Below are 19,581 nucleotides of genomic sequence, written 5' to 3'. Positions count from 1 at the left end.
AGAGAACCCATGAACGACCAAGCTTCCCCGCGCGTTGCCCTCGTCACCGGCGGCTCGCGCGGCATCGGCGCCGCCATCGTGCGCCGCCTGGCAAATGACGGGTTTGCCGTCGCCATCAACTACGCTTCCAGCGCGACAGAAGCCGATGCGCTGGCCGGCGAAGTCCGCCAAGGCGGTGGACGCGCCCTGGCCGTGCGCGCCGATGTCGCCAAGCCCGATGACGTGCGTGCGATGTTCGATGCCGTTCACGCCGAATTCGGCCGGATCGACGTGCTGGTCAACAGCGCGGGCGTGCTGCAGGTGCAACCGCTGGCCGAAACCAGCGACGACCTGTACGACCGGACGTTCGACATCAACACCCGTGGCACCTTCAACACGCTGCGCGAGGCCGCCGCCCGAATGACCGATGGGGGCAGCATCGTCAACGTGTCCAGCACCACCGTCGCACTCAACCTGCCCGGCTACTCGGTCTACATCGCCAGCAAGGCCGCCGTCGAAAGCCTGACGCAGGTCTTCGCCAAGGAACTGCGCGGACGCCGCATCACCGTCAACGCGGTCGCCCCCGGGCCTGTGGCCACCGAGCTGTTCTTCAAGGGCAAGAGCCCCGAACTGATCGAGCACTACGCCAAAATGCCACCGCTGGAACGCCTGGGCCAACCGGATGACATCGCGGGCATCGTCTCGTTCCTGGCGGGACCCGACAGCGGGTGGGTAAACGGGCAGATCGTGCGCGCGAATGGCGGCGTGGCCTGAAAATTTTTCGCGCGCGCCGACGCGGACTGCAAGCGCGCACTCATCCCAACGCACGAGCCCGGCCCTTCGGCCGGGCTTTTCTTTCACGGTGCTGAATGCCGCATATTTGCTGATGTCCTCATCCGAATTACCCATGCGCGCCTCGCCCGATGGACCGAGGCGTCATCCGCAGTTTTCAAAATTTCAGTTCGCGCGCTCGGGACTTTGATTTACGGAAAAGTCTGGCCAGTTGGACGAGGTTTGCATGAGACGGAGTCCGTAAGCCGTGGTTTAGCCTGACCCGGCAGTACTCCGACTCACCTTGATCGATTGGACGAAAGCAATGAATCAACTCATTCATCCGGACTGCCACCCCTTTACCGCCGCAGGCAATCTGAAGCAGATCTCCGCGTATTACGAGGAAGGTCGCCGTGTCATGTGGATGATGCTGCGCGCGCAACCGCGCCCGTGCTTTAACCTTGAACTCATCGACGAGATCATGACCCTGGCGCGCGCCGCCAAGGATTCCGGCCTGCCCATCGACTTCTGGGTCACCGGCTCGCTGGTGCCGCAGATCTACAACGTCGGCGGCGACCTGAACTTCTTTGCCGAGGCCATCCGCACCGGCAAGCGCGAAGCGCTGCGGGCCTATGCCCGTGCATGCGTCGACTGCGTGCATGCCGCCACGCGGGGTTTTGATACCGGCGCCATTTCGCTCGCCATGATCGAAGGCACCGCGCTGGGCGGCGGCTTCGAGGCCGCGCTGGCCCACCACTTCGTGCTCGCGCAGAACAATGCGCGCATGGGCTTCCCTGAGATGGCGTTCAACCTGTTCCCCGGCATGGGCGGCTATTCGCTCGTCGCGCGCCGCTCCGGCATGAAGCTGGCCGAGGAGCTGATCAGCACCGGCGAATCGCACACGGCCGAGTGGTACCACGGCCGCGGTCTGGTGGACGTGCTGTTCGAGCCGGGCGAGGCCTTCAAGGCCACGCGCACCTTCATCGACGTGATGCGGCCCAAGCTCAACGGCATGCGCGCCATGCTGCGCGCCCGCCAACGCGTGCTGACCCTGCCGCGCGCCGAGCTGATGGACATTACCGAGGACTGGGTCGAGGCCGCCTTCTCGATCGATCCGAAGGACCGTGCCTATATGGAGCGGCTGGTGATGGCGCAGAACCGCCGCACGGCGAGCAGTTCGGAGGCCACCGAAGTGGCCACCATGCACTGATCCGGCGGCAAGCCGCCGGTTGCGTCACGCAATGAGATGCAGCCGGCGGCGCTGCGCCAGCCAGGCGGTGAGCTCTGCCGCGGGCATGGGCTTGGCGTACAGGTAGCCCTGCTTGGCGTCCACGCCCAGGGTGTCCAGGAAGACGGTTTCTTCCTGGGTCTCCACGCCCTCGGCAATCACCTGGAGCTCGAGCGTGCGCGCCACGGCGACGATGGCGCGCGCAAGCGCCTGCGACACCGGATTCTCGTTGACGCCCCGCACGAAGCTGGCGTCGAGCTTGATTGCGTCCAGCGGAATGCGCGCCAGCTGCGACAGCGACGAATAGCCCGTGCCGAAATCATCCAGATGCACGCGCGCCCCCAATTGCCGGAACTGCTTGATGAGTTCGATGGCGGCGTCTTCATCGTCGATCAGGCAGCTTTCCGTGAGCTCGATGTCGACCAGGCAGGGGTTGAGGTTCGCGTCGCTGATGGCCCGCATGAACTCGCTGACCACGCCCTTGTCGTCAAGCTGGCGGGCCGACATGTTGATCGCGATGCGCAGATTCAGGCCCTCTCGCTTCCAGGCCGCGGCCTGCCGGGCGGCTTCGCGCATCACCCAGACGCCCAGCGGCGAAATGAGGCCCGACTCCTCGGCATACGGGATGAAGGTATCGGGGCCCACCATGCCGCGCTCGGGTGAACGCCAGCGCACCAGCGCTTCCACGCCGTCGACCTCGCCCGTGCGGCCGACCAGCTTGGGCTGGTAGTACAGCATCAGGTGGTTCTCGGCCAGCGCCTTGCGAAGGTTCGTGTCCAGCCAGACATAGTCCGCGTTGCGGCGATCCATATCGGGCTGGAACACGCGGTACGTATGGCGACCCGCTTCCTTGGCCACGTACATGGCGATATCGGCGCTACGCACCACGCTGTCCAGGTCTGCGCCGTGGTCGGGGTACATCGCAATGCCGATTGAGCAACTGGTGTAGACCTCGATGAGGCCCTGACGGAAGGGTTCGCGCAGGCGGTCGATGATGCGCTGCGCCGTGGCCTCAAGCTGCCAGGCCTGCGCCTCTTCCTGCAGCACGATGAACTCGTCGCCGCCCAGGCGCGCCAGCGTCTGGCCTTCGGACAGGCAGGTCGAAATCGCGACCGCCACTGCTTTCAACAGCCGGTCGCCAAAACCGTGGCCGTAGTGGTCGTTGATGCGCTTGAAGTTGTCCAGGTCCAGGAACAGCACGCCGCCCCGCCCTTCCCGGCCCGCCGCCAGCGCCGCCTTCAACCGCGACGTGATCGCGTGGCGGTTGGGCAGGTTGGTCAGCATGTCGGTATTGGCCAGCACCCGCAGACGCTCCTGCGCCTGGCGTTCTTCGGTGATGTCGGTGCCCGAGCAGATCAGGTAGACGCGCTTTTCGCCGCTGCCGCTGGTGACGAACTTATTGCGGAACAGGAACAGGCGCGGGCCCTTGACCGTGTTGATCGTGCGCTCGACCTCGTACGACTGCCCGCGCTTGTAGAACTCGGCGATATTGCGCCGCGAGGCAATGGCCTCTTCGCGCGTCATGAACATCTCGAAGACGCTGCGGCCCACGATGTCCTGTTCGCGCTTGCCGGTGTATTCCTCGCTGAGCTTGTTGAAGCGCTGCACGCGCCCGTTCTGGTCGACGATCACGATGACCGAATTGGCTTCGGACACCACCGTTTCGGCAAACGACAGACCTTCGACGAGGTCCTTGGCGACGGATTCGGTATCGGTGTGGGCCGATGCGGTGCCGGCCCATTCGTTGGGATTGATCTTGCGGCCGACCAGGTGCAGATGCAGCAGATCGCCATACAGCATGATGTCGATCCGCACGCTTGACGTGATGCCCGTCAGGCTGCGCACGGCTTCGGCCTGATCCGGGCGCAAGGCCATGGCGATATTGGTCGCGCCCTTGACTGCGGCGAGTTCAATCGCATCGCTATCGGCGGACAAACGCCAATATGGGCTATGCGTACCGAAATGCGTGTGCAGGATCGATTTTTCGTCCTGGTTCTCAGTCATTGGTATCCCCCCGCCGTCCTAAGGCCCGCGGAACACATTACGGTCTACTGAATTTGGGGTCAACCACCTTTTCTGGGCCTGAAAACGCTTTATTGCGATTTATTGCGTAGCCGTTCAGCGGCGTTATGCAATTCTGTGAAATACAGCGGCTTTCCCAGCGCAGTGCACAAATTGGCGGAAGCGATTATTTCGTTTCCTTTCAGTAGCCGCAAAAAAGAGAACGCCGGAAATTCGTGGCGAATTTCCGGCGCGTGTCGGGAATGGCGCGTGGCGCGCCGGCAGAAGCGGCTTACTCGCCCTTCACGCCCGCCTCGTCGATCACCTTGGTCCAGCGCGCGACTTCGGCGGACACGCGTGCGCCGGCATCGGCGGGCGTCGTCCACGTGGCAATTGCGCCCTGGTTCAAGAGCGACGCCTTGACCTCGGGCTTGGCCAGAATCTTCTTGAGCTCGGCATTCAGGCGGTCGATGACTGGCGCCGGCGTGTTGGCCGGGGCCACGATGCCGAACATCGAGCTCACCTCGAAGTCCTTCAGGCCGGCTTCGGCGGCGGTGGGCACGTCAGGCAGCGCATCGACGCGTTGCGACGAGGTCACCGCCAGCGCGCGCAGCTTGCCCGCCTTGATGTTGCCCTGCGCCGCAGGCACGGTCTCGATCATGCTGAGCACCTGGCCGCCCATCAGGTCGGTCATGGCGGGACCGCTGCCCTTGTAGGGCACGTGCAGGATGTCTGCGCCCGCGGTGCGCTTGAACATTTCGCCGGCCAGATGTTGGGGCGAGCCGTTGCCGGCAGACGCCATGGTCATGTAGCCGGGCTTGGACTTGGCCAGCGCGATGAATTCGGGCAGCGTCTTGGCCGGCACCGACGGGTTCACCACGAACACCAGGGGCACCGTGCCCACGATGGCGACCGGCGCGAAGCTCTTTTCCACGTCGTACGTGACGCGGCCGCGGTACAGCGCGGCGTTGATGGAGTGGCTGGTCAGCGCGCCCATCAGCAGCGTGTAGCCATCGGGCTGAGCCTTGGCGACCTGGTCCGCACCGATGTTGCCGGCGGCGCCCGCGCGGTTTTCCACCACCACGGTCTGGCCCAGCGCACCCGTCAGTTCCTGCGCCAGCACGCGGCCGATCACGTCGGTGGCGCCGCCGGGCGGGTAAGGCACGATCATGCGGATGGGCTTGTCGGGATAGGCGTCGGCCGAATACGCCGGGGCAGCAATACCGGCGCACACGGCCAGCAGGGAAAACAGCACGGCGCGGCGCGGCCGCAGACGCAGGTCTGACATGTGGTCTCTCCAGCCGGGATGGGTATAGGAATGATCGGACGCCCGGTTCGTCAACGGCGCCAGTGTAGGGGTCGTCTCTTGATTGAAGAATCGGTATTTTTCTATCGACTGATCTTCAATTCAGATCAATAACCACGCCGCCATAAACCGCTTGCAGGCCGCCTAAAGGGCTGGATATGATGTCTAACCTGGATTATCAATAATATTATCGGGACTGAAAATGACGGACGACACCAAGGGCGGCAAGCCCGGCAAGGGCCCCTTTGACAGCGACAGCGCCACCGCGCGCGGCGTCGCCCGCGGGCTGACCAACTACGGCGACATTGGTTTTTCGCTGTTCCTGCGCAAAGCCTTCATCAAGGGCGCCGGCCTGTCGGACGACGCGCTGGCCCGTCCCATCATCGGTATCGTCAACACCGGCAGCAGCTACAACCCCTGCCACGGCAACGCACCGCAGCTGATCGAGGCCGTCAAGCGCGGCGTCATGCTCGCCGGCGGCCTGCCCATGGACTTTCCCACCATCTCGGTGCACGAGAGCTTCTCGCAACCCACCAGCATGTACCTGCGCAACCTCATGTCCATGGACACCGAGGAGATGATCCGCGCGCAGCCGATGGACGCCGTCGTGCTGATCGGCGGCTGCGACAAGACCGTGCCCGCGCAACTGATGGGCGCCGCCTCGGCCGGCGTGCCCGCCATTCAGCTCGTCACCGGCTCGATGCTGACCGGCTCGCACCGCGGCGAACGCGTGGGCGCCTGCACGGACTGCCGCCGCTACTGGGGCCGCTATCGCGCCGAAGAGATCGACGCCGTCGAGATCGCCGATGTGAACAACCAGCTTGTGGCCAGCGTCGGCACCTGTTCCGTCATGGGCACGGCCAGCACCATGGCCTGCATCACCGAAGCCCTGGGCATGATGGTGTCGGGCGGCGCGTCCGCCCCGGCCGTCACCGCCGACCGCGTCCGCGTGGCCGAACACACCGGCGCCACCGCCGTCGCCATGGCGGCCTCGCGCCTGACCCCGGACCGCATCCTGAACGGCAAGTCCATCGAAAACGCCCTGCGCGTGCTGCTCGCCATCGGCGGGTCGACCAACGGCATCGTCCACCTGACCGCCATCGCCGGCCGCCTGGGCATCGACATCGACCTGGCGGGCCTGGACCGCATCAGCCGCGAGACGCCCGTGCTCGTCGACCTGAAGCCGTCGGGCCAGCACTATATGGAAGACTTCCACGATGCGGGCGGCATGCCGGCGCTGCTGCGCGAGCTGCGCCCGTTCCTGCATCTGGACGTCCTCACCGTGTCCGGCCGCACGCTCGGCGAAGAACTGGACGACGCCCCGCCGCCCTTCAAGCAGGACGTCATCCGCACGGCCGACGCGCCGATCTATCCGGTCGGCGGCCTGGCCGTGCTGCGCGGCAACCTCGCGCCCGGCGGCGCCATCATCAAGCAATCGGCAGCCAACCCCAAGCTGATGGAGCACGAAGGCCGCGCCGTGGTGTTCGAGGACGCCGAAGACATGGCGCGCCGCATCGACGACGACGCGCTGGACGTGACGGCCGACGACATCCTGGTGCTCAAGCGCATCGGCCCCACCGGCGCGCCGGGCATGCCCGAAGCCGGCTACATGCCCATTCCCAAGAAGCTGGCCCGCGCGGGCGTCAAGGACATGGTCCGGATCTCGGACGGCCGCATGAGCGGCACCGCGGCCGGCACCATCGTGCTGCACGTCACGCCCGAATCCGCCATCGGCGGCCCGCTGGCGTATGTGCAGAACGGCGACCGCATCCGCCTGTCGGTGGCCCAGCGCGAAATCGCGCTGCTGGTCGACGACGCCGAGCTGGCGCGCCGCGCCGCCGCCCAGCCCATCACCCGCCCCGTTGCCGACCGCGGCTACCGCAAGCTGTTCCTGCAGTCCGTCACGCAGGCCGACCAGGGCGTCGACTTCGACTTCCTGCGTGCCGGCGTCACGAACGACACCGTCCCCAAGAAGTAACGCCTTCGCTCCGCCATGAACGCCATCACGCCCGCCGCCTTGCAGGAACCCGCCCCCGACGCCGTCCAGGCAGCGGTGGCCGCACTGGAAGAAGACATCGTCTTCGGCCGGCTGCATCCGCGCGAACGCCTGACCGAGGACGAGCTGATGGCGCGCTTTGGCATGAAGCGGCACGCCGTGCGCCAGGTGCTGGTCGACCTGGAACTGCTGGGCGTGGTCGAGAAAAAGCGCAACATCGGCGCGGTGGTGCGTGCGTTTTCCGTGCGCGAGGTGATGGAGCTGTACGCCTTGCGAGAAGTGCTGGAAGTGCACGCCGCCCGCCAGATGCCGCTGCCCGTGTCCGAGGCGCGGCTGGCGGCGTTGGTGATGGTGCAGCGCGAACACGATGCCGCCGTCGCGGCCGGCGACGCGCGCCGCGTGTTCCGCAGCAACCAGCGCTTTCATCGTGAATTCGTGGGGCTGCTGGACAACGCGGTGCTGGGACAGGCCATCGAGGAATACGCGCGCCGCACCCATCCGATCCGCTTCGGCTCGCTGGTGACGGCCGGTCACCGCGAACGCGCGCGCCAGGAACACTGGACGATGATCCAGGCGCTGCGCGACGGCGATCGCGACGCGCTGATGGCGGTGTGCCGCGATCACCTGATTCCGTCGCGCGACGCCTATCTGGCCTCGCAACAGGCGTATGCGCAAACCCAGGGCGCCTTTCTGGCGCCTGCCGCGCCACGCTGACGTTTAACGGCAACGCCCGGTTACCCGCAACCGGCAACAATTTGACAAGCCCTGCCCGGAATCGGTAATAATAACAATTACTATTTCCAGAAATTCGCATGTGCAGTTGTCCCGTCTCCGACTGCGAGGCGCCGGCGGCTTGACCAAAAGGTTGGATGTTGAGTACGCCGGGATGCGCCTTCCCCTCCTCCATCGAAACGCTTTATAGCGACCACCACTCCTGGCTCAGGGGCTGGTTTCGCCGACGCCTGGGCAACGCGGATCAGGCCGAAGACCTGGCGCACGACACCTTCATTCGCCTGCTGAGCAGCGAACGCATTCCCGCGACGCTGACGGAACCGCGCGCGTTTCTGACCACCGTGGCGCAGCACCTGGTGTCCAACCACTGGCGCCGCGAGAAGCTGGAGCGCGCGTATCTAGAAGCGCTGGCCCAGGCGCCGCAAGCCGTGCACTGGTCGCCCGAGGACCGGGCCATCGTGCTGGAAACCTTGCTGGAGCTGGACCGCCTGCTGGACGGTCTGCCCGCCATCGTGCGGCAGGCCTTTCTGCTGTCGCAACTGGAGGGGCACACGCATGCCCAGGTCGCCGACGCGCTGGGCATTTCGGTCCCCACCGTCAAGCGTTACCTCGTCAAGGCCCTGCAGCGCTGCTGCTTTGCCGATCTTTCCTTTACCGGATGACCCGGCGCATGTCCGCCTCGTCCTGGTACGGCAACACGCGCGACGCCTCCACCCTGCCGCCCGCCGTCGCGCAACGCGCGCTGGAATGGCTGGTGGAACTGCAGGACGACCCTGTCGCGCCGGAAACGGTGCGTGAATGGACCTCGTGGCGTGCCGCGCACCCGGACCACGAGCGCGCGTGGCTGCGCATCGAATCCGTGCAGGGCACGCTGCGGCCGCTCGCCGGACCCGCCAACGCGGCCATCGCGCAGGCAGCCCTGGCCGCGCCCGCCTCCGCCCAGCGCCGCCGCGCACTGAAAACCATGAGCGCCCTGGCCATTGCAAGCGGCGCGGCCTGGGGCGTCGGCCAGATCACGCCGTGGCGCACCTGGACATCAGACCACCGCACCGCCATCGGCGAACGCCGCAACCTCTCGCTGCCGGATGGCACCCGCGTGGTGTTGAACACGGACAGCGCCATCGACGTAAGCTACACCGCCGAACACCGGCGCGTGACGCTCCTCGCAGGCGAGATCCTGATCACGACGGCCCATGAATCGAGCGGGCCCAACCGCCCTTTCTGCGTCGAGACCGCCCACGGCACCGCCCGCGCACTGGGCACCGAGTACGCCGTGCGGCTGCTGGATGGCTCGACGGAAGTCAGCGTGTTCCAGGGCGCGGTCCAGATCCGGCCGCGCAACGACGCCGAGCACGCACTGACGTTGCAAGCGGGATTGCGCGCCAACTACTCGGCGGGCCGTGTCGCGCAGCCCGCCGCCGCCGAGGAAAACCAGGTCGCCTGGAAGGACGGCTTCATCGTCGCGCGCGGCATGCGCCTGGCCGACTTCGTTGCCGAGCTGGGCCGCTATAGCCGTGACACGATCAGCTGCGACCCTGCCGTGTCGGACCTGCGGCTGTCGGGCTCGTTTCCCGTCAGCAACGTGGACAAGGTGCTGGCCGCGCTCAGCGCCACGCTGGATATCCGCGTCGAAACCGAGACACGGCTCTGGCGCGGACGCCGCCTGCACCTCATCGCCGGCCCCGGCGCGGCACGCCCCACACCGCCGTTACAAAATAGTTGATCCGTTTTGCGATCTGGCGGGTCAAGGCAGGTGAGCACATAGCAACCTCACCTCTCTGAAAGGCCAGTTCATGAATCACGTCCGGGCGCCCAAGCGCCAGTCCTCCCGTTTCCTGCGACGCGCCGCCACGGCGCGCCTGGCGGGCCGCATCGCCACCGCCACGCTGCTCGCGGCGCCCGCGTTCGCCATCCCCACCGCCGCCCACGCGCAGGCCGCCGCCAGCCGCAGCTTTGACATCCCCGCGGGATCGCTCGAGGACGCGCTGGGCCGCTACGGACGTGAAGCCGGCATCGTGCTGTCGTTCCGGCCCGAAGTGACGGCCGGCCTGCAAAGCAACGGGCTGCGCGGCACGTACGGCGTGCGCGGCGGATTGGACGCCCTGCTGGCCGGCACCGGCATCCGCGTGCTGCCGCAGTCGAACGGCAGCTACGTGCTGGATCGCCCCGCCGGCGCGGGCATCGCGACCACGAACCTGCCCGCCGTGACGGTCACCGCTTCCGCCGCCGACCCCAACCTGCCCGCGCCCTTCGCGGGCGGCCAGGTGGCGCGCGGCGGCGGCCTGGGCGTACTGGGCACCGGTGACGTCATGGACGTGCCGTTCAGCACCACCAACTACACCTCGCAGATGATCGAGAACCAGCAGGCGCGCACGCTGGCCGATATCGTCATCAGCGAATCCTCGGTCCGCACCACCACCTCCAGCGGCGGCTTTTCCGACGAGTTCCAGATCCGCGGCTACTCCGTGGCCGCGGGCGACGTCGGCTTGAACGGCCTGTACGGCCTGGCATCCGCCAGCCGCATGCCCGCCGCCATGATGGAGCGCGTCGAAGTCCTGAAGGGCCCCGGCACGCTGATGAACGGCATCGGCCCCAACGGCAGCATCGGCGGCGGCATCAACATCGTCACCAAGCGCGCCGGCGACGAGCCCCTGACGCGCCTGACGACCACCTACCAGAGCAAGTCGCAACTGGGCGGCCAGCTCGACATGGGCCGGCGCTTTGGCGACAACAACGAATGGGGCATCCGCGTCAACGGCGTCTACAGCAATGGCGACACGAACATTGACGACGGCAGGCAGGAACAAGGCGTTGGCGCGCTGGCGCTGGACTATCGCGGCACCAAGCTGCGCTGGTCGCTGGACGCCTATACCCAGCACGAGAACATCGACAACTTCCGTCCGCAGATCGGCTTTCAGTCGAACGTGACGTCGCTGCCCTCGCCGCCCTCGGGCCACCGCAATTTCTACCCGGGCACCGAACTCAAGCTGAACGATTCGACCGTGGCCACACGCCTCGAGTACGACATCAACGACCACCTGATGGTCTACGGCGCCACCGGCTACCGCTACGGCACCGCCGAGCAGACTTTCCCGTCGGGTCCTGCCGACGCGCTGGGCAACTTCACGGTGTCCAACGCCTATTACGACTCGTACTCGCGCACGTGGACTGGCGACGTCGGCCTGCGCGCCCGCTTCGACACCTGGGGCATCGGCCACACCGTGAACCTGTCGGCCACGCGCCTGAACCAGGAGGCCGGCAACGCCTACGTCACGTCCTCCGGTCCCGGCGTCCCGTCCAGCATCTTCCGTCCCGCCCCGCTGCCGCCCGTCACCGCCGACCGCGGCGCGCCGCAAAAGGCGTCCAAGACCGAGCTGACCAGCTATACGCTGACCGACACCCTGTCCTTCGCCGGCGACACCCTGCTGATCACCGGCGGCATGCGCAACCAGCGCGTCGCCCTCGACAACTACTCCACCGCCACCGGCGCGCGCACCGGCTCGTACGACGAAAGCGCGATCTCGCCGGTCGCCGGCATCGTGTTCAAGCCGATCTCCAACGTCTCGCTGTACGGCAACTTCACGTCCGGCCTGACGCGCGGCGGCATCGCGCCCGCCACCGCGGCCAACGCCGGCCAGGTCTTCGCGCCCTACAAGTCCAAGCAGTATGAAGCGGGCGTCAAGGTCGACTGGGGCAAGATCATCACCAGCGCCTCGGTGTTCCAGATCACGCGTCCCAACTCGATGACCGATCCCGACACGCGGATCTACAGCTTCGACGGCGAACAGCGCAACCGCGGCCTGGAACTGGCCGCCTTCGGCGAAGCCATGCCGGGTCTGCGCATGATGGCCAGCGCCACGTTCTACGACGCCACGCTCAAGCAAACCGCAGGCGGCGTGAACGACGGCAACGACGCCAACGGCGTGCCGAAGAGCACCTTCAACCTGGGCGTGGACTGGGACACCCCGTGGGTCCACGGCCTGAGCCTGAACGCCCGCGTGATCCACACGTCGTCGATGTACTTCAACGCCGCCAACACGATCAGCCTGCCCTCGTGGACCCGCTACGACATCGGGGCGCGCTACAACACCGAGATCCTGGGCCGCGCCGTGGTGTTCCGCGCGAACATCGAGAACCTGTTCAACAAGGACTTCTGGCTGGCCAGCGGCTCGTACGCGACGGTTGCTGCGCCGCGTACGTTCTTGTTGTCGGCGCAGATTGATTTTTGAGGGTGACTGGCGTTCTATGAGTAGCGCCTAGGTCTCCATCATGCTGGTAAGCCGGCCCTTGCGAAGGGGCCGGCTTTTTTACTGTGCCGCCGCCAGGATGAAGCCATTGCGACCGTTCCGCCATACGCGGTCCTGCAGTCAAGGACGAGTCCTTGATTCAAGGTCCATGCCGGCAGGCCAGTTCACTTTTGGCGCAAGACGCAAGGCAAGGTTGTACCAAGGTACGTCGTCATGATCGCGAGGCGCACCAGGCGGAGGAAGCGCAGCAGGGCCTTGCTGCATGTAGGTACAGATGTAGGACCAAGCGAACTCATCGGCACCCATGGTGCTCAGCGGGAAGCGATCAACAACCTTATTTGTGCCCGGTTCAACGATAGACAGAACGACACCCCATTTGATAATGAGCGCGCCTTGTGCGGTGACTCCTCGTAACTTCCACCGTTCCGCACGGACCTGCGACCAATCATATGACACTGCGGCAACACGCCAGCGCTCAAAGGGGTTCCACCAGCGGTATTGGAAGTTATAGGCATACACGCGCTGACGAGCCCGATTGAATCGTAAGGGCAGGTCGCGCGGCGGTGCGATATCAACGCGAACCCCAAATGCCACCATCCATACCAGGAGTAAATCGACGATTACTATGAAAGCATTTTCGAGCGTGCCTGCCTCTACTACAGGCACGGGTACGAGGCCTAAAAATATCAAAAATGCTGACGCCGAAATTGTTAGATACAGCATCAGCCCCCGTGCATGATGCGGGGAGCGTGAAAGTTCGAGATATGCCGCGCATAGGTGATTGGGATTATCCGGATCTAGGAATGCGGCAACGGAGGGAGCGGAATCGGGATGCGGCAAATCCTCTTGCCAGCCGGGGCAAGGCGGAATCAACCGTGGTTGCTTTGGATGGTTACTCATTCTCGGGAGAATCCATCTTGTCGTGCATGCGGATTATTTTTGCGACGCCGAGTTTGTCAGACTTATCCGGCCAGTACGAAAGTTCCATTTTTACTGCGTGAATCCCATGATTGGCATGCAGAGCGACCGCCCCTCTTATGATCAAACAACGCCGGTCATTATCGAAATAGACAATGGGCTTGGTAGTCTTCCGATGGTAATCTCGACTCCTTGTCGGTCTAGGGGAGGCCGGCCCTTCAAAGCCTGCCACGTTGCCGATCGAAGCAATGGCTTCTTCTTGTTCGCCGGGTCGGAACACCGTCACGGTGCATAGGTAACACGAACTCTCGGGGGAGTAGTTTGGCAGCGAAATCGAGTAGTCCAGATACACGCCCATGGGTATAGAAGCGGCATCCCCGTGAGAGGCGTATGCTTCTCCCGCAATTTCGATGTCCGACGCGCGTTCCATCCTAAAGTTGATGCCGACATCAGCTGCCACACCTAACACTGCCGCGTTAAGTTCGCCAATGGCGGAATCCAAATCCTGCGGGGTCTTCCACCGACGCTGTCGTTCGGGCAAACCATATAACGTTCGTCGAGCCCAGATTTCCAGCGGTGAGGATTCTCTTTTGGTCGCCAGGCTTGCTGCCCCGTAGGCAGCTAGTCCGAGCACTATTGCTATTCCCACCGGACCAAGGAGAGCGCCGCCGACCAACGCTGCATGCACTCCAGAAACAACAGCGACAACCGAAACCGCTGCGGCGGCCACATAAAAGCGCGCTGCCTCGTCATCGCCTGCCGAAGTTGCTCTGTTGGCGGCAAAGTAAAATTGCAACGCGTTTAAGGCATTCGCGGATGCCGCAATTGCCCCTCCGTACTGGGCAAGGCGAGTCCCGAGCGTGACCGCTTTTGTCCGACCCGCGATTTGCACAGTAACCCTCAAATCTGGTCTCAACGCGCGTACCCCCACGCCGACAACCTCCACGCCTACACCCATTGCGCCAACGGATGACGACCACACCGCTGCCAGAGCCTCTGCGTTTCCGCTCCCCGGCGTGTTGAGCAGCGTCGCGTAGTTCTTTCGCAGGCTATCTTGCTGAAACCACAAGCTACCGAGTGCAAGCAGCAGATCCACGCCTGCCGGCGCCACTGATATGGCAGCGTTGCGCATCCGTTGCATCGCTCCCCTTGCGATATCTCTCGCTTCCTCAGCGCCAATCGAGAGCTTGCCAACCAAATGAACAGCGCCGGTCTCGAGCGTCGCAGCGCCTACTCTTACGGTGCGAATCGCATCCGCGACGCCTTCGCTGGCGGCGCTGCCCAATGCGCTCAGACGTTTCTGTAGCGCCTCGGCACTTTCCAGCGACCAGATTATCAAGTCGACGACCTTGCCATGGTTGCCGGGCACGGCGATGGCAATAGCGCCGCTCGCAACCATCGCGCGAATCTTGTGCGCTGCCGGCTTGCGGAAATTCTCGTCAATATGCGAGAGGAACTTATCAATGCGTTCCTGCAAGGCCTCATTGAGCAAGGAAAGATACTCTCCAAGCTTCAAAGACACCACGATCTGGGTCACGTGCTGCCCCGAATATCGCAGGAAGGCTGCGCTGTGCAGACGTCCGACCAGCGCGTACGTTTGGGAGGCCAGTTGCTGTCCCAACGCGTTACTGGCGTTGCCCATGGCGGCAAGCATCTGTCCGATGGCCTCTTGCACGGGCGCGACCATCAGAGTCTTGCCTTCCGATGTGCCGATGACGGTCTTGATGGTGTCGTACGCCTTGCCAACGTCATTGCCCGTCAGCGCGGTTTGCAGCTGGTTCAGCAGAGCCATGTCCTTCGCCACCAGAGCCTGATACAGGTGGCTCTCTCGATCCTCCAACTGTGCTTTCCACAGCCGTTGCGTCGCGCCCAATTTCTCATCGCCATTCTTTATGACTTCCGTGGGGCCACCGGCAAGGCAAAGCGCGAGCATCCGGATAAAGCCCTCCGTCGAACGCCGGGACGTGACGCTGTAGTCATACTGGACGGCAAGCTGGAAAGGTCTGGATAGGTATTCTCTGACGTACAACTCGCCAACTCGGTCAACAGCCTTTTGCCAATTGTCCTGCGCGGCCAGATAGGCTTCCTCGAAGGTGGCTCGAGCCCGCTCGTCGTAGCGCTCCTCTAGGCGTTCTTCTGCCTCGGCCTGTTTGTTCTTTGCTATGCGCTCGGCTTCTCCTGGGATATGCACCTGCGGATAGCCCACCTTTAGTCCCGCGATGCTGTTGTTGTGCCTACGACGATTCTCTTCCGCCGCCTTCGCCTCTTCTTCTGCTTCCGCCTTAGCCCAAACGGCCTGCAGTTCCTTGATGCCAAGCAGCGCCTGGGAAGTAAAGAACTCAAATCGTCGCTGCGGCTCGGCGCGCCACTCCTGCATTTCTCTAAACAAATGAACGCGCTGCGCATTGCATTCCTGTACCACCCCGATTGGATCGGGCAGAACCAACGCCAGTACGCCGTTCGGAAGTTTTTCCCGCTGGACGATAGTCCGGACGTGGCCTTCCGTTGCCACAAGCCGATGATTGCGTGAGTAGAACCCGTGAACGCTTTCGAAATCGCCCGAGTTAACCGCTGCGTACTCCAGCACGGAATCCAATCCAAGGCTGTCTGCGGTCATTGCAATACCCACGCTGGCCGGGTTGTCGCGCGCGCTTTTCAGATCGAGCCTGTAGAAGCGGTCCTTCGGGTCAGTCCCGTCGAGGGCCTTGCCACACAGGTATTGATTGAGCACGCTTTCGGGCCAGGGATCGTTCGCGATGGCTATCCACGCGGTCGAGAACTTGGCCGTGTCGATATTGATAAACGACGCGGTGACGTCGTGGTTGCGGTGGACGCATGACTCGCTCAGTGGGCTTGGCTCATCCCGAGGAATCTGGAAGGGGCGAAACTGCCGCAACGCGCCTTCGGGCGTGACCTCGTAAGCCTGCCACTCCACCTCGTCAAGCAATACATACAAGTACCCTTGCCGCAAGATGCGAGGCTGGTCCAGCCGCATCCGAACCGTTGCAGGCTCGTTGCTGGCCGCGGGCTGTCGACGGTAGGTTTCGCCGGGCGGCGGCGCGTACGCCGCGCGCAAAGGAAGAATGGGTAGGCCAGTGCGCTCGCAAGCGTTGCATGCGTCCGTCGGATTGGGCGCAGCGTGGTTGATCGTTCGGGCGAGGGTTGCGCTTAAGCTCATGCATAGTCCCCTACCCAGGGCGAAGCAAACATCCGCTTCCAGGCGTCGATGGACAATGTGAGACACAGATCGGATTGGATAGGAATGACGTGCTCCCGGCGGCGACAGACCTTGCCCGCCACGATGAGCACCCGGTCCACCTAAAGGAAAGCGTCCGCCGCGAACAGAGGATCGCGATGGACGCCCATGAAATGCGCCGCCATTACGTCACACCGGCCGAGCTTTGGATATCAGAAAAGTCTTAGTTTCTGCCGACGATTCATCGCAAGTCGCGCAGCGCGCGCAAACAGAATTCGATAAGCCTTTCCCACTATTGCCGCGCCTGCGCCGCCACATATTCCCGCAACGTCTGCACCAGCGCCACCGCAGCCGGCGACAAGCTCCGGTTGCGCGCCGTCACCAATCCAATCGAACGCTCGGCCACCGGCGCCGTCAGGCGCCGCTGCACGATGCCGGTCTGCGCCACCGCGCCAGCGGCGATCTCCGGCAACGCCGCGACACCGAACCCGCATTCGACCATCGCCACGATGGTGGTCAGGTGTTCGGCTTCGAATGCGGGTGCGAAGCGGATGCGGTTCTGCAGGAAGGCCCATTCCGTGTATTGGCGCACGCTGCTCGGATGCACCATCGACACATGTTCCGCCCCGGCCGTGTCAGCCCAGCGCAGCGGGCCTTTTGCCCGCGCCAGCGGATGGGCCTCGGGGATCAGCAGGATGAAGCTGTCGGACATCAGCGGCACGTAGTGCAGGTCGGCGTGCTGAGGGTCGGCGGCGGTCAGCGCGAAGTCGACCTCGCCCGCGCGCACCAGGTCGAACGCCGGGCCAGATAGCGTGTCGCGGACCTTCAGCGCGACGTGCGGGTGCGCCTGGCGGTAGGCCATCAGCACGCGCGGCAGCAGCCGCGCCGCCAGCGACGGCAGCGCCGCCACGGACACCTGTCCCTGCTCCGCGCTGGAGATGCTGCCCACGGCGGCGATGGCGTCGCGGAATGCCGCCTGCAGGGTTGCGGCCTGCTGCAGGAAGACCTCGCCCGCCGCCGTCAGCCGCACCGTGCGCGTGGTGCGGTCGAAGAGGCGCACGCCCAACGCGTCCTCGATGCGCTGGATCTGGGTGGACAGCGCGGATTGCGACAGATGCAGCTGCCCGGCGGCCTGGCGGAAATTGAGCGTGCGGCCCAGCACCAGCGTCGTATCGATGTCGCGCATCGACAGGTTGATCTGCATGATTTGTCCCCGACTTATTGATCTGATTGACCGATCATTCTATTCAAAAATTCTGATTCATCAATCAACCGCGCTTCTCTACACTCGCGCCCAAGCGTGGTTTCAGAATCAGGAGAACAGCATGCAGAAAGACATAAAGGCGCTGCCCAATCCGGGCGCGGCGCATGCGGTGGTGGTGGGCGGCGGCACGATGGGTGCGGATGTCGCCGTCGTGCTGACGCGAGCGGCGTGCCGCACGACGGTGATCGAATCGAATGCCGAGCGCGCGGCCGGTCTGCCGGCGCGGGTTGCGGAAAACCTGAAGACCATCGGACGCGAGGCGAACGCCTCCCTGCTGGCCACCGCGCCGTCGCTGGACGAGGTGGACTGGTCGACGGTGGATTTGGTGATCGAGTGCATTCCCGAGCGCCTGGACATCAAGCAGGCGCTCTTTGCCGACCTGGCGCGGCGCGCGCGGCCCGATGCGATTCTGGCCAGCAACAGTTCCAGCTTCCCGATCAGCGCGATCAGCCAGGGGCTGGACACCCGCGGCCGCATGCTGGGCCTGCACTTCTTCATGCCGGCGCATCTGGTGCCGCTCGTGGAAGTGGTGCTGGGCGAGGCCAGCGACAATGCCTGCGCCGATACGTTGATCGACTTCATGCGGCGCTGCGGCAGCGTGCCGGTCAAGGTGAAGCAGGATCTGCCCGGCTTTCTGGCGAACCGCCTGCAGCACGCACTGTCGCGCGAAGCCTTCGACCTCATCGACCGGGGCATCGCGTCGCCCGAGGACGTTGACGCCGCGGTGCGCTTTGGCTTCGGCTTCCGGTTCCTTGCAGCCGGTCCCGTGATGCAGCGCGATCACGCTGGGATCGACGTGCACGCGGCAGCCGGCGCCACGATGTATCCCACGTTCTGCAACGCCGACCACCCCGCGCGCTGCCTGACCGAACGCGCCGCCGACGGCCGGCATGGCATGAAGGCGGGCGAAGGCTTCTATGCCTGGACGCCGGAGACCATCGCCGCCGAACGTGCCCGCTACGACAGGCTGCTGCGTGCGGGCCTGGACCTGATCGCTCCCGAACTGCCGGAGATCAAGCCTTGAATACGCCTGCCTCCAACTTCGTGGCTGGGTCCGCGCCCCGCGCCGCACTGGCCGATTCGCCCGTCATCATTACCGTCGCGCCCAACGGCGCCTACAAGAAGGCCGCCGATCACCCGGCCGTGCCGCTGACGGCAGAGGCCCTGGCCGCCGAGGCCCGCGCATGTCTGGACGCCGGCGCCGCGATGATGCACATGCATGTCCGAAAGCCCGACGGCAGCCATCTGCTCGATGCGCAGGCGTACCGCGACGCGCTCGCGGCAGTGCAGCGCGCGGTCGGCGATGAACTGCTGGTGCAGGTGACCAGCGAGGCGGCGGGCGTCTATCAGGCGGCCGAGCAGATCGCGATGGTGCGCGAATTGCAGCCCGAAGCCGTCTCCATCGGCCTGCGCGAAATCGCCGTGCCCGGCATTCCGGAAGCGGAGCTGGCGGGTTTCCTGGCGTGGCTGGCCGAGCGCCGCATCATGACGCAGATCATTCTGTACGACGAGGCGGATGTGCGCCGCTGGCTGTCGCTGCGCGCGCGCGGCCTGGTGCCGCCGGGCGCCTGGTCGGTGCTGTTCGTGCTGGGGCGCTACAGCGCGGGGCAGACGTCGTCGGCCTACGATCTGCTGCCGTTCCTCGCCGCTTACGATCATTCGTTGCCCTGGGCGATCTGCGCCTTCGGTCCCGAAGAAAACGCCTGCGTCACGACCGCGGCGGCCTTTGGGGGTCACATGCGCGTGGGGTTTGAAAACAATCTGAAGCTGCGCGACGGATCGGTGGCGCCGGACAACGCGGCGCTGGTCGCCCAGGCCGCGCAAGGCGCGCGCGCGCTGGGCCGGCCGCTCGCGACGGCGGCGGACGCGCGGCGCATCTACGGCGCGATCGCTTGATGCGCTAACGATTGACGCGGCGCCAGTTCATTCGCAGCCGGCTAATC

General features: G+C 64.8%; 14 protein-coding genes. 9 read left to right on the top strand and 5 right to left on the bottom strand.

Annotated features, from left to right (window positions below; genetic code table 11):
* The first annotated feature begins 9 nt into the window (after positions 1-9).
* Positions 10-753 (top strand): SDR family oxidoreductase, encoded by a 744-nt coding sequence (locus CLM73_RS10410; RefSeq protein WP_105238360.1) that lies wholly within the window; start codon positions 10-12, stop codon positions 751-753.
* A 322-nt stretch (positions 754-1,075) separates the two neighbouring features.
* A complete protein-coding gene (locus CLM73_RS10405) occupies positions 1,076-1,960 on the top strand; it encodes a crotonase/enoyl-CoA hydratase family protein (RefSeq protein WP_105238359.1) in 885 nt (294 codons plus the stop codon).
* 24 nt (positions 1,961-1,984) lie between these two features.
* Here CLM73_RS10405 and pdeR read toward each other — a convergent pair whose 3' ends face one another.
* Positions 1,985-3,982, bottom strand: a complete 1,998-nt coding sequence (gene pdeR, locus CLM73_RS10400) for a cyclic di-GMP phosphodiesterase (protein WP_105238358.1) — start codon at positions 3,980-3,982, stop codon at positions 1,985-1,987.
* Between the two features lie 289 nt (positions 3,983-4,271).
* On the bottom strand, positions 4,272-5,267 hold the full coding sequence (locus tag CLM73_RS10395) for a Bug family tripartite tricarboxylate transporter substrate binding protein (RefSeq protein WP_105238357.1): 996 nt from the start codon (positions 5,265-5,267) through the stop codon (positions 4,272-4,274).
* 220 nt (positions 5,268-5,487) lie between these two features.
* Between CLM73_RS10395 and CLM73_RS10390 the strand changes: the two genes are divergently transcribed.
* The 5 genes from CLM73_RS10390 (at position 5,488) to CLM73_RS10370 (ending at position 12,242) form a co-directional block, all read left to right on the top strand.
* Complete coding sequence (locus CLM73_RS10390) at positions 5,488-7,263, top strand: IlvD/Edd family dehydratase (RefSeq protein WP_105238356.1); 1,776 nt, start codon at positions 5,488-5,490, stop codon at positions 7,261-7,263.
* A gap of 15 nt (positions 7,264-7,278) precedes the next feature.
* Complete coding sequence (locus CLM73_RS10385) at positions 7,279-7,995, top strand: GntR family transcriptional regulator (RefSeq protein ID WP_105238355.1); 717 nt, start codon at positions 7,279-7,281, stop codon at positions 7,993-7,995.
* 155 nt (positions 7,996-8,150) lie between these two features.
* Positions 8,151-8,675, top strand: coding sequence for a sigma-70 family RNA polymerase sigma factor (locus CLM73_RS10380; RefSeq protein WP_105238354.1), 525 nt, complete (start codon positions 8,151-8,153; stop codon positions 8,673-8,675).
* An 8-nt stretch (positions 8,676-8,683) separates the two neighbouring features.
* A complete protein-coding gene (locus CLM73_RS10375; protein WP_105241462.1) occupies positions 8,684-9,736 on the top strand; it encodes a FecR family protein in 1,053 nt (350 codons plus the stop codon).
* Positions 9,737-9,806: 70 nt separating this feature from the next.
* Positions 9,807-12,242, top strand: a complete 2,436-nt coding sequence (locus CLM73_RS10370; protein WP_199778276.1) for a TonB-dependent receptor — start codon at positions 9,807-9,809, stop codon at positions 12,240-12,242.
* Between the two features lie 138 nt (positions 12,243-12,380).
* On the opposite strand, the gene CLM73_RS29230 is transcribed toward CLM73_RS10370, so the two are convergent.
* The 3 genes from CLM73_RS29230 to CLM73_RS10355 form a co-directional block, all read right to left on the bottom strand.
* Positions 12,381-13,160, bottom strand: a complete 780-nt coding sequence (locus CLM73_RS29230; protein ID WP_234015848.1) for a DUF6708 domain-containing protein — start codon at positions 13,158-13,160, stop codon at positions 12,381-12,383.
* On the bottom strand, positions 13,153-16,356 hold the full coding sequence (locus CLM73_RS10360) for a T6SS effector BTH_I2691 family protein (protein ID WP_158685849.1): 3,204 nt from the start codon (positions 16,354-16,356) through the stop codon (positions 13,153-13,155). The genes CLM73_RS29230 and CLM73_RS10360 overlap by 8 nt, the downstream gene beginning before the upstream one ends.
* 310 nt (positions 16,357-16,666) lie before the next feature.
* The gene (locus tag CLM73_RS10355) at positions 16,667-17,578 is read right to left on the bottom strand and encodes a LysR family transcriptional regulator (RefSeq protein WP_105238352.1); all 912 of its coding nucleotides are present in this window, start codon (positions 17,576-17,578) and stop codon (positions 16,667-16,669) included.
* Between the two features lie 121 nt (positions 17,579-17,699).
* On the opposite strand from CLM73_RS10355, the gene CLM73_RS10350 reads away from it, so the two are divergent.
* Entirely contained in the window at positions 17,700-18,662 is a 963-nt protein-coding gene (locus CLM73_RS10350; protein ID WP_105238351.1) for a 3-hydroxyacyl-CoA dehydrogenase family protein, read from the top strand.
* A complete protein-coding gene (locus tag CLM73_RS10345; RefSeq protein WP_234015847.1) occupies positions 18,659-19,534 on the top strand; it encodes a 3-keto-5-aminohexanoate cleavage protein in 876 nt (291 codons plus the stop codon). Before CLM73_RS10350 ends, CLM73_RS10345 begins: the two co-directional genes overlap by 4 nt.
* Positions 19,535-19,581: the final 47 nt, after the last annotated feature.

It is taken from the genome of Achromobacter spanius (genome assembly GCF_002966795.1).
Classification (GTDB): Bacteria; Pseudomonadota; Gammaproteobacteria; order Burkholderiales; family Burkholderiaceae_B; genus Achromobacter; species Achromobacter spanius_D.
This window is presented reverse-complemented; position numbering and strand designations above follow the sequence as displayed.

What these genes read in the sequence shown, in the direction of transcription:
- pdeR (WP_105238358.1), bottom strand. Translation starts at nt 3,982, where the DNA reads ATGACTGAGAACCAGGACGAAAAATCGATCCTGCACACGCATTTCGGT.
- CLM73_RS10380 (WP_105238354.1), top strand. Translation starts at nt 8,151, where the DNA reads ATGTTGAGTACGCCGGGATGCGCCTTCCCCTCCTCCATCGAAACGCTT.
- CLM73_RS10355 (WP_105238352.1), bottom strand. Translation starts at nt 17,578, where the DNA reads ATGCAGATCAACCTGTCGATGCGCGACATCGATACGACGCTGGTGCTG.
- CLM73_RS29230 (WP_234015848.1), bottom strand. Translation starts at nt 13,160, where the DNA reads ATGAGTAACCATCCAAAGCAACCACGGTTGATTCCGCCTTGCCCCGGC.
- CLM73_RS10370 (WP_199778276.1), top strand. Translation starts at nt 9,807, where the DNA reads ATGAATCACGTCCGGGCGCCCAAGCGCCAGTCCTCCCGTTTCCTGCGA.
- CLM73_RS10360 (WP_158685849.1), bottom strand. Translation starts at nt 16,356, where the DNA reads ATGAGCTTAAGCGCAACCCTCGCCCGAACGATCAACCACGCTGCGCCC.
- CLM73_RS10375 (WP_105241462.1), top strand. Translation starts at nt 8,684, where the DNA reads ATGTCCGCCTCGTCCTGGTACGGCAACACGCGCGACGCCTCCACCCTG.
- CLM73_RS10395 (WP_105238357.1), bottom strand. Translation starts at nt 5,267, where the DNA reads ATGTCAGACCTGCGTCTGCGGCCGCGCCGCGCCGTGCTGTTTTCCCTG.
- CLM73_RS10405 (WP_105238359.1), top strand. Translation starts at nt 1,076, where the DNA reads ATGAATCAACTCATTCATCCGGACTGCCACCCCTTTACCGCCGCAGGC.
- CLM73_RS10390 (WP_105238356.1), top strand. Translation starts at nt 5,488, where the DNA reads ATGACGGACGACACCAAGGGCGGCAAGCCCGGCAAGGGCCCCTTTGAC.
- CLM73_RS10350 (WP_105238351.1), top strand. Translation starts at nt 17,700, where the DNA reads ATGCAGAAAGACATAAAGGCGCTGCCCAATCCGGGCGCGGCGCATGCG.
- CLM73_RS10385 (WP_105238355.1), top strand. Translation starts at nt 7,279, where the DNA reads ATGAACGCCATCACGCCCGCCGCCTTGCAGGAACCCGCCCCCGACGCC.
- CLM73_RS10410 (WP_105238360.1), top strand. Translation starts at nt 10, where the DNA reads ATGAACGACCAAGCTTCCCCGCGCGTTGCCCTCGTCACCGGCGGCTCG.